Consider the following 10269-nt stretch of genomic DNA (forward strand, 5'->3'; position numbering starts at 1 on the left):
AGTTCGGTTTGGAAAACATTTTCATAAGTAAACCAACTCCGAGGATACAGCGCCTGATAAGTACCCGTATTGTCTTTTGATTTTTGCGAAGCCGGATAGCATTGCCACGCGCTAAGACTACCATCCTCCGGCGGTTCAGTACACAGAGCATAAGCTTGCTTGGGTGCGTTCTCTGACTGCTCAAACACACTAAACTGACAAGCTGGAAGGCTTCTAAAGGTATGCTCTCCTCCATCCAAGTGCCACAAATTAAAGTCCCCTCGTGGAGAACGACCGATGCAACCCGCCCCAAACCCTCCAAGAGGCATACCATGCCAAGGGCCATCGTCGAGATTACTTGCGTAGCGGACGGTGTAAGGGTTGTCCCAGCCAAGACCAATGGGACGCTTCCAGGTACACTCAGGGATTTTTGGACGGGGAGGTTGATAGATCATGCCCTGATTTTACCGAGATTAGGGTCACATGGATTGCCTCCAAGTCCCATTCTCTATGACTAATGAACGTTGGCTGAACACAAGCCATGATACTGTTTCTTCACGTCTTCAAGGGTTCTACGCAAGCCATCAGCATGGAGCCAACCCACAAAGCCCCCATAGAGGCATTGTCCCTCGTTGTTACCAATAAAGACATGCTCCACCTGTAAAGGATTTCTCCAGGTACGAATTGTAATGCCGTTGTGGAACCTGATATAGGCTCTTGAGCGGTAGAAATCTCGTCGATGTGCATCAGTTATCCCAGGAACTAACCGTATCTGTTGAATTAATAGAGTACTGAAATCGGGTTCTCGCTCATCTACGAGTATTTGGGGATTTGTCCAAAAATTCTGAATGGTTGCCACAACCTCCGGGTGATTTTTGAGAACAGCATGAGATAAAGCAGGTAAGCAGATAAACTGCTTGGCTCCTGAAAACTTGGTTGTTTCTATCGTAATTGTGCCGTCGCTGCCATTATCAATATCACCAGCAATGATTAATGTAGGAATGGCTGTGGCAATTAACTCAGCCATCTCCCGACGATTGATGCCTAAATCGCGTGCCATACCGATGCCGATTCCCAGAGGGTCGAAAATTCGTGCTAAATCTGCACCACCAATGGGAGAAGCAATGAGCACTAATGAGTGTACCTGCGACCACCATTCGGGGTGACGGCTGAGGACTTCTAGCCAGATTAAGCCACCCATTGAATGACCGATAATTTTGATGGGTGTCTTGGGATATCTGACAAGGGTTTCTAGGAAAATTTGTTCTAATTTGTGAATCAGGGGGTCAATCCTGATCCAGGTTTTTATCCAGCCTAAATCGGGTGCTACGATTAGAGTCTTTGGTGTGGCAAGAGAACGCGCTAGAGAAGCGATCGCCTTACTGTCATCTGCCCATCCGTGTTGGGCAAATAAAACAAAATCAGGTGAAATAATCACAGCCCTTGACTCCAGAACGCTTAGAGTGTGTTTTTGATTGTAGTCAGTACCATCACTCAATCGTTGTGATAGTTAGACGCTTTAACGAGTGTCTCAAGGGTTGGCAAAAGAAGTCTCCAGCTTCAAGGTTGGCAAGAATCTGTCGAGCCGCACAAAGCAACAAACTTGTTTGTATTAGGCGCTAAGAGCCTTCTCATATGCAGCGTTACCCGTGTCCCGCTCCGTCGAGTTAATGTGAGAGAAGTCATGCTCGTGTACTACTGTAAACCATCCCCGATCGCGATAAGATTCACTGACAAGTTCTGCATAGCGTCTGGTATGGAATATGCCGGCAACAAACGCGCGATCGCCTAGTAGGCATTCTGCTTTTGCCTCTGGTATTGCTCTGACAATTTCTGTTTCCTGCTCTTGGTTTTTCGGGTGAATCACTATGCCATAGTACGTTGTTTGGTTTCTCTTGGCAGAGTTATCCACCATACCCCCTATCTCCTCAGCAATTACCTCTTCCTCTGGCGTTATTTTCTCGTCGGCTGCGATTAATGCTTGCACTAAATCGCCTAAAAGTTGTACCTGTTCTGTTGGAGGCTGTATGGCGAGGTAGTCCTGAACTAACTGGTGCAAAGTATTGAATTTATCAATTCCTTCTTCAGGGGGTTTGCCATCGAGAATAAGCTCAGAATCAATTCCTAATTGATTTGTAAATAAATGAAGGTATTCACGCTCTCTCTGATCCAGCTCATCATCAAGCCATGCTAGGCGATGTAAAATTGCTACAATTTGATGGTTTTCTGGGAAACTTATTATTGATTTTACCAGATTTCCCACTTCATTTTTATCTTGGTTTACCGCTCTGATTAATTTTTGCCAAATTCCTAAATACCGATGTTCTTTAACCCAAAATCCAATCCCTGTTATAATAAGAAAACCTGTATAGACAAACCACAAAAATTGATAGAGTGCATCGCCATAGTTTCCCTTGAGGCTGTAATTAATGAGAAACGGAATTATGGTAACAAAACTAATCAATTGCGCCGCAACAGAAATACTATCAGCAACAACAGGTTCCTGTTTACGGCTCCACATTTTATTGATATTCAAGTAGACTACAATGGCATTGATAGCTACTGATAAATAAATTGACCATTGTAGAAGTATTTCGATAAATTTCATGGTTGGAGGCTGGTTCTAATCTTATGATTTCTAGGTCTCGCGACGGAAGTAGATTTTTCCCATAATGAATGTTTCGCTGGATTGGAGCAGCCACAATGTTAGCTCATATCATGTCCGGTTGAATACCCATAGTTGAGACAGACGCCCAGACGTGGGAACGCGGAGAAATTTTGATTATGGGCAATTAACCGAACTTGATAAGCTGTCGTGCATACAAGTTGCACTCGTTGGTAATGGGGAATTGAGCATTGATAATTAATGAAATTCTTTCCCTATAAGGTTTTCCATCTCCCATTACCTATTACCCATTACCGACTAGCCGTCTTGAATATATGCAAGTTTTAAACATAACAGCTTATCATAGGCTCAATCTATCCCTCTTCTGCCAATCCAGGGAACTAAAAATCACAGTCAGTTGACTACCTCTTTGACAATGTAGGCTTTTTCAGATCTTTAATTTTCTTGAGTTGATGGCAATTTGAGTAATTCTTCCAGGCTGTCTCGACTTGTATGAGAGTCAATTAACTGCTCAATATCATTTTGCAGTTTTTTGGCGAGATTATCTAATGGGATATCGTTGGCGTCATAACCAAAAGGATTTTCAATCTCTAATCCAATGGCTTCAATCCCAAAGAGGGCGAAAGTAACGATTCCAACCGTAGGAATAGTCCACCAGTGCAAATCCTTAACCAGTTGAAAAGGTAATGCGAAACAATACAAAATTAACAGATGCCTTAAGTGAGTCGAATAAGCATTGGGCATGGGAGCTGCCAAAATTCGCTCACAACAGGACAGAATCTCAACGAGTTGATCGAGTAATTTGTTATGGGCTTCAAGCTGAATGGTATCAATATACTTCTGATTGTAAAGCTTATCAATATAATCACTGAGCCATTTAGCTATTTTAAGGGGCATATTTGTTGCTGTTTGGAGTTCTGCATACTGGTCTGGAGAAACAATTTCCTTGAGGCGGTCGTTTACACTTTCTCTTCGTAGATGTAAGTTAAAGGCGGTATAAAATCCCCCAACCAGTCGCATATGAGTAATTTTTGCTGGGAAGTCCTCTAAGCTTTTTTGAGGAACATTTATTAATATTTTTCTCGCCAAATTTCGTCCTGTGAATACTAGCGCTCCTGCTAATTTCCAACCTTCCCAAAATCTTTCATAGGCTGTGTTTGTTCTAAAAACTAAGAGTAAGCCAAGAACGATACCCGGAATTAAACCGGCTAAAGCTGGCTGATGAAAAGAATGGAATCCTCTCTGATAACTCAGGGTAATAAGTAGAGCAAATATCATGCTTAAGAATACCTGTTGCTTAATAGCAGGGATGACAGAGCTTCTCAAATTGAGTACACTCTTCAACCAATTATTGTGTTCAGGATTCATATTGACTTCCTTTATTTGTATGAGTTTGTTCTATTGAGCTAGAGTAATTTTTCCAGTTTGTTGGCAACTTGTATTAGAGTTGTTGTCAGAAATGCTATCAAGTCTTGGTTTTCTTCATGGGCATCTAACATAAAAAAGACGAGAACGGCTAGTACGCGATCGCTTACAACAAGGGGAATACCAAATCCAGTTTTTACGCCAAACGCTTTGGCAATTTGATTCCGCAAAAAGACTCGTTCAGATACAGAACAGGCATCAGGGAGCCACTCAGGTTGTTGGGATGACCACACTCTCCCTGGTAAGCCAACACCGGGTGGAAAGGTAAATCCTTTTGTACAGATACGAAACTGTTCTAAGGCATCTATTTGGGCATTGCTTCTATGAGGGGTAATGTAAAAGGCTGAGTATAGTTCTAAAATCGTGCCTTCTTTGCAAGGAATCCATACTTCGCCATAGTCCCAGTGTGTGAATTCACAGATGTTATGAAGTAGGCTATTGAGCGCGGTGTTAAGATTGGGTGCCTCGTTAATCGCTTGCTCTAGAACTTGCTGTATATCTAAGGATAAATTGCTCATGGTTGCATCTGTGAATAGAGAAGAAATACGGTAGGCGTGGTCTCTTGTCGCCGAAACCCAGCCTACCTAGTACGAGTTTTTAGCTCTTGGCAATGGCTGTATGGAATGGACAACCTTGGGTTTCGGTTGTTGTCTTCCAAGGATCGGGCTGATAGAAATAGTTGGGTTTGAGCAGCCGATTTTCAAACTCCAAGGGATAAACTGGGGTGGTTGAGGCGGATAACGGTGGTAAGAGCCAGCGCCAGTCTCCGTGCACGGGACGATCGCACTGACGCTCATCCTCTGTAAAACGCATGAAGGAATCGGTTAGGGTGTGATGGTCAAGTATCCGGACACCGTGTTGCTTGTAAGAGTGCAGTACGGCGACGTTGAGTTCCACCAATGCCGAATCCTTCCACAGAGTCATGTTGTCGCTGCAATCCAACCCCATCTTTTCGGCAATAATGGGCAGCATATCGTAGCGATCGCGATCACTAAAGTTGCGCCCACCAATCTCTGCTCCCATATAGAAACCGTTGAAGGGCGCGGGGTACTGAATACCGCCTAAATCCAATACCATGTTGCACACAGCAGGCAAGGCAAACCACTTCAACCCCAATTCCTCAAACCATGTGTATCGAGGATGGGAAATCGGTACTTCCATAATGATTTCCGGAGGAATCTCAAACACGCGAGGTTCTCGTCCGGCAACCTGGATAATCAGGGGCAGAACATCGAAGCGCGTCCTTTGACCACCCGACCAACCTAGTTTTAAGGCTTGGTCGGTCAACTCTACGTTTGCCGGATCGCCCAAGATTGTGCCATCGGGCTGACGGTAGCCTGCGTAGCGAAAAACTAGGTTATTCCAGACTCGAATCTTTAAATCAGGTCGAAAAATCGTGATGCTCGATCGCAAATCTCCATTATTCGTCGCCAGCTTAATATGCTCCACTAGCGCTTTGAAAAGTTCCTCCTCGGTTTCCAGATGCCGCATATCCCGCACTTGCAGGTTGCGCCAGAAATTCCGTCCCAAACAACGGTTACTGTTGCGCCATGCCAGCCTACTCCCGTACACGAGTTCGTCGTAGGTGTGTTCGTAACTGCCTGTGTTCTCAATCGATTCTTTCACCTCTTGCCAACGAGGGAGAAAAACGTCGGGTAGTCCTTGTTCGAGATAGCACTGCTTGAGAAAGACTTCAGCTTCCTTCATCAGTGAACCAATTGGCTCAACGTAGATGCTGTATTGTTCTACTGGGGTGATTCCTCCAGCCAGTTGTACGGCAGAACGCTGCACTACTGGGGCTTGGGCTTGTCCTTCCTCATCTAATTTGGAGGAGAACAACTCTTCGCGAATCGCATCCGTTGGCCATCCTGTTTCCTGAAGATAACCCCGAACCGCGTCCATAAAGGTTTGGGGGCCGCACATAAAGGCAACAGCACCCTCGCTGTAAGGATATAGATTTTGCACTCGTTCAGTATTGAGCCTGCCGTCCCTTCGAGTCGCCCGCAGGGTAAAGGTAAGGTTAGGATGTTGTGCGTTGATCTGTTCTAACTCTGACTGGAAGACTAAATCTTCGGGGTGAGGTGCACCATAGTCTAAGTGAAACTTGCGGTTATCTCCCCGATGGACAAGAGTTCGCATCATGGCGATCGCAGGTGTAACGCCAATCCCTCCTGCAAAAAACACTACGGGATTTTCGTCTTCTAGGAAATACTCACCACGGGGTTGAGAAATGCGAAACAGGGAATCTGAGTCCGCGCGATCGCACAACCAACGAGAAAACTCCCCAAACTCTTCCCGCTTGACCGTAATTTCGTAGTGTTCGGTTTGATCGGCAGCAGAACTCAAGGTGTAGGCGCGGGTTACCCAACGATTATCTACCCGCCCCTGAATCAAGATGTGCTGTCCGGGTTTGGAGGCAACTACCGCTTCATGCACGGGGTGAAACTCAAAACGGGTGATGCCAGAACCCAGATTTTCCCTAGCCACGAGTTCCGCCACCGCGAGACTTGCTGAACCGAGCATTTCTTCCAGCAGGGGTTGACACCCCCCACAAATGGATGTTGCCTGAGTGCGATCGGCAATTCGCTCCAGGGTATCGAGTCCCCCTTCAATGAGTTCTCTCACATGACCGCAAGTGGTCTTCGTGCAATTGCAGACCACATCATCATCGGCTCCCAAGTTCGTTGCTTCTTCAATTTGCAGTTCCCCAAGCTCTCGGAACAAGCTCACTTGCCAGCGAGGAACCGGCTTATCTTGAAAGAACAACTGAGTCGCCAATCGTACCCCTGCCCAGCGTCCCCGCACAGATAAACTGACAACTTTGCCGTCTTTTAACTGAAAAACTCGCTCTCCACCTTTTTCTGGTGTATAGCGCACCACTTCTGCATTACTCGTATCTTCCCCAGCCCATTGCCACTCCAGTGCCTCACCATCCAGAGTACGCTGACCGATCAGCAGTCGGTCATTGCTTTGCAACAGACGGGTCGTTAGAGCAGGACGCCCCTCTAATCGCCCTTCATTGATCGTTAAAATTCCTCGTCCCGGCAGAATATGCACGTTGATCAAGTCGAGGGCGTATGGATGTGCCCATTCTGTCAGGGAAATGCTCGATTTACCCAACCACCGAGATAATTCTTGCTTTTTCTCAGGTAACCCGTACTCATTGAGTGCAGCGAGTAAGTCTAATCGGGATTGGGCTGTTTTTTCGTCCATTCCCCCCATCGTCCAGTCATAGAAAGCTGCCGACGCAGGTACGTCGAAATAGCGCACTTCCGTGGGAACATCTGCCAAGATTTTGTCGAGATGCTCCTCTAAGCCATGCATGAACTCCTCAAAGTCGATTGTGCCACTATTGTCTTGATCGGCTTCCTCTAAGATGGCCTGGGCTTCATCGCGACTATATCCGAGTTCCAACAAATAGGGAAAAAGTTCTTCTGCATCGAGCTGTCCACTAGAGTCGAGGTCAATGGACTCAAAACGATTCTGAGCAAATCTACGACTGTTCGCATTTTTGCTGAGTGCCTCGGACAGTCCTCTGGCAATATCATCTCCGGTTAGCTGACTCGGCCCAGTCAAGACATCGGGGGGTTCGTGGTTCAGGTCACCCAGCACCCATTTGTAGAGTGCCTCACTAATCACGTCCGGAGCCAACCACGGCAGGACACTATTCCCCAAAGGCAGCGACAGAGTCCGACGATACTTTAACTCTTTTTTCTGATCGAGGAGGTCAGAAAACAGGGGAGCATGGCGCAGAACTAGGGTTTCCAGTTTTGAGGAGCGCACCAATTTCTCTGCTTGAGCCAAACGCTTACCCAACTCACTGACTTCCGGACACGCCGATGCCACCCATGCTAATCGCTGGACTCCTGCTTCACTCGCAATGTCCAAAAAAGTACGAGTCAGTTGTTCTACCTCAGATAAGTCGGCTGGCATGACGAACATGACAGCTACTTCACAATCCTGAAAGATGTCTTTAACGGCTGGGAAAGATGTACTGTTGAGATTCGACGATTCAACTGCTGTTGAGGCTGTGAATGCCAAACTTGTATTAGAGCGCTTTAAGCCTCGCACCTGAAAGTGAGCTAAAGATTCTAGCAAATGAATCAATTGCTGAGCTGGTGCATATTCCGTTTCTGATGCAAAAACAATCAAATTATTCTTAGACACAACCACTGCGGATACTTGAAAAAAATATTGATTAACTAGAGTGCGTTAAACGCGCTCTGGGGAAGTAATTTAAGACTAAAAAAGTTGCCTACTAATGCCTGAGTTCGTGCCCCTGACAACTAATAACTAAAATCTCTGGTATGCTAAACTCTGACTCTAAACGTTGATTTTTATCCGATACTATTGATTAGACCATAACAGCGTTTTCCCTGCCACCGAACTCGAATTTTGTATCTCTTCTAGTTCATCAACGAGATGGACAGACAGCTCTTGCGTGAGTACATCCAACATTTGCATCTTCATGGGAACAACCAATCCTACTTTCTCCATTGCTTCCAATAACATATTTTTCTCGGCTTCTTCTAAATGACCGTCTGCCTCTAGCAAGCTCGCTAATAAGTTATCTTTCTCTAACAATTCACTCAAATCCTGCTCTCCCAGCATGGGAAGCAATAAGCTCTCGTACTTTTCATCAGGGACAGAAACAGCTAACGCTAATTGCAACATCAGGCGCAAGTTGCTATCAGGCGGAACTGAACACAGAAAAGCCATAATCTTTCCCAGCATTTTTGGATTCATAGGCGAAGACTTAACTTATTTTTGAACAGAAAAAGACCTGATTTAAACGAGGGCTGACACACCAGTCAGACCTGAAAGATTTATATTTGGTTTAACTATACAGCATATTTATTCTTAAACGGATTTTCTTTATATCTCAAGATAGACGATTTTTGAAAATAACATTAAATGTATTAATAAATACAATTTCAATCTCAGCAATATGCGACGTTTTACGCGCAACAGCTTAGCTCATGTCACCAGTAGCATTTCAATAAATCGATTCCAGATTAATGGCTGTCCATCAGTTTGTTGATATAAGAATGCGACTTCATCAGATGACAGGGGCACTTCACCAACGCTAGACAGAGCAACATTCATCTCATCGACGCTGATCAGATTGTCCTCATTGGCATCAATTGGCAGAAAGTACGTTACAAAATCCGCATACTTTGCCATGAGGCGACGGTGTCGAAGCATCAACTCTCCGAATTCCTGGAAATCGATTTCACCACTACCGTCAACGTCCATGCACTTAAAGAGATAAGCTAACTCATCTTCAGACCAAACTTGACCGGCCTGACGCAAATGCACTGCCAATTCTTGGGTCGATAAGCTACCGTTTCGGTCTGTATCGATCGCATCGAACACGTAGCGGAGGTCACCCTTAATCGATGCAGCGGCCTCCTCAAATAGAAAATTACAGGATTTGCCAAGCATTGCACGTTTGAGCTGACGGCGAAAGTTGCTAATCAGGGTCTTAGCGGTAAGGTAGCGCTGCCAATGCTCCTCCGGGCTAGTTACGGCGTGTAGGGCAACTGGAACCAAAGACGGAAGCGATCGCTGCAAAACTAAGAAAAAGCCAATGGTCACGATACAGAACGGTACAGTCAAGGCTGGCAGGCCCAGAGGTGCAAACATGAAGCCAACCACACCACCTGCGATCGCAGCCAGGAAGGCACAGGCAGCACCGATGAGAATACTGTAGAGTGTTGGTGCATAGAACACACCGCCAATAGCCATAGCAGAAAGAACGGCGTTGTAGCTCCACAATCCTGCATACAGTTTATCCGGGGTAACCCCGACCATGAGAGCCGCAACAATCCCTAAGATACTGCCGAGAAGACCTACGGCTGCTCCAATGGGCGTGCACAGAGCAACCGCCAGGAAGATTAAGAGTCCGGCCAAAAATTTGTCTGCGAGGAATACCTGTCCGAAAGCGATCGGAAGCGATGCAGCAATCCGGAACCAGTCGAGCGGTTCTCCCGATGGCAGCAGTTGCGGTGCCGATGCTCCCAGGTTGAAGTAAGGCTGGGGTAGAAACAACACCGCACTCAAGAACAGCAGTGTAGCAATATTGAACGGCAGGGTCAGCAGGGGAACCTTAAACTTGGTGACAAACCAGACACCTACGGTTTTCATGAGTACGGTTGTCAGCGCAGAGAAAAGGATAGTTGCAATGACCCACGCCAAGTTCCAAGCTCCATTGCCTGGTGAGCCAAAAGTTGCCAGCG

General features: G+C 46.0%; 8 protein-coding genes. All 8 read right to left on the reverse strand.

The genetic code is table 11. The annotated features are described in order from the left end of the window. The coding region (locus tag V6C93_RS34605; RefSeq protein WP_333481232.1) for a GH116 family glycosyl-hydrolase at positions 1–434 on the reverse strand (434 nt) is incomplete at its 3' end. Between the two features lie 59 nt (positions 435–493). Continuing rightward, positions 494–1417 carry an alpha/beta hydrolase gene (locus V6C93_RS34610; RefSeq protein ID WP_333481233.1) on the reverse strand — a complete coding sequence of 308 codons (924 nt, stop codon included), beginning with the start codon at positions 1415–1417 and terminating at the stop codon, positions 494–496. A 174-nt stretch (positions 1418–1591) separates the two neighbouring features. Beyond that, entirely contained in the window at positions 1592–2587 is a 996-nt protein-coding gene (locus V6C93_RS34615) for a hypothetical protein (RefSeq protein WP_333481234.1), read from the reverse strand. 453 nt (positions 2588–3040) lie between these two features. Continuing rightward, positions 3041–3973: a bestrophin family protein gene (locus V6C93_RS34620; RefSeq protein WP_333481235.1), complete on the reverse strand. Its 933-nt coding sequence runs from the start codon at positions 3971–3973 to the stop codon at positions 3041–3043. Between the two features lie 38 nt (positions 3974–4011). Continuing rightward, positions 4012–4548 (reverse strand): GAF domain-containing protein, encoded by a 537-nt coding sequence (locus V6C93_RS34625; protein WP_333481236.1) that lies wholly within the window; start codon positions 4546–4548, stop codon positions 4012–4014. Positions 4549–4627: 79 nt separating this feature from the next. Then, complete coding sequence (locus V6C93_RS34630) at positions 4628–8197, reverse strand: nitric oxide synthase oxygenase (RefSeq protein WP_333481237.1); 3570 nt, start codon at positions 8195–8197, stop codon at positions 4628–4630. Positions 8198–8377: 180 nt separating this feature from the next. Then, on the reverse strand, positions 8378–8749 hold the full coding sequence (locus V6C93_RS34635) for a hypothetical protein (RefSeq protein WP_333481238.1): 372 nt from the start codon (positions 8747–8749) through the stop codon (positions 8378–8380). 258 nt (positions 8750–9007) lie between these two features. After that, a partial coding sequence (locus V6C93_RS34640; RefSeq protein WP_333481239.1) for an urea transporter occupies positions 9008–10269 on the reverse strand: 1262 nt, incomplete at its 5' end.

Origin of the sequence: Allocoleopsis sp. (assembly GCF_036703385.1) — a bacterium.
Lineage (GTDB): Bacteria > Cyanobacteriota > Cyanobacteriia > Cyanobacteriales > Coleofasciculaceae > Allocoleopsis.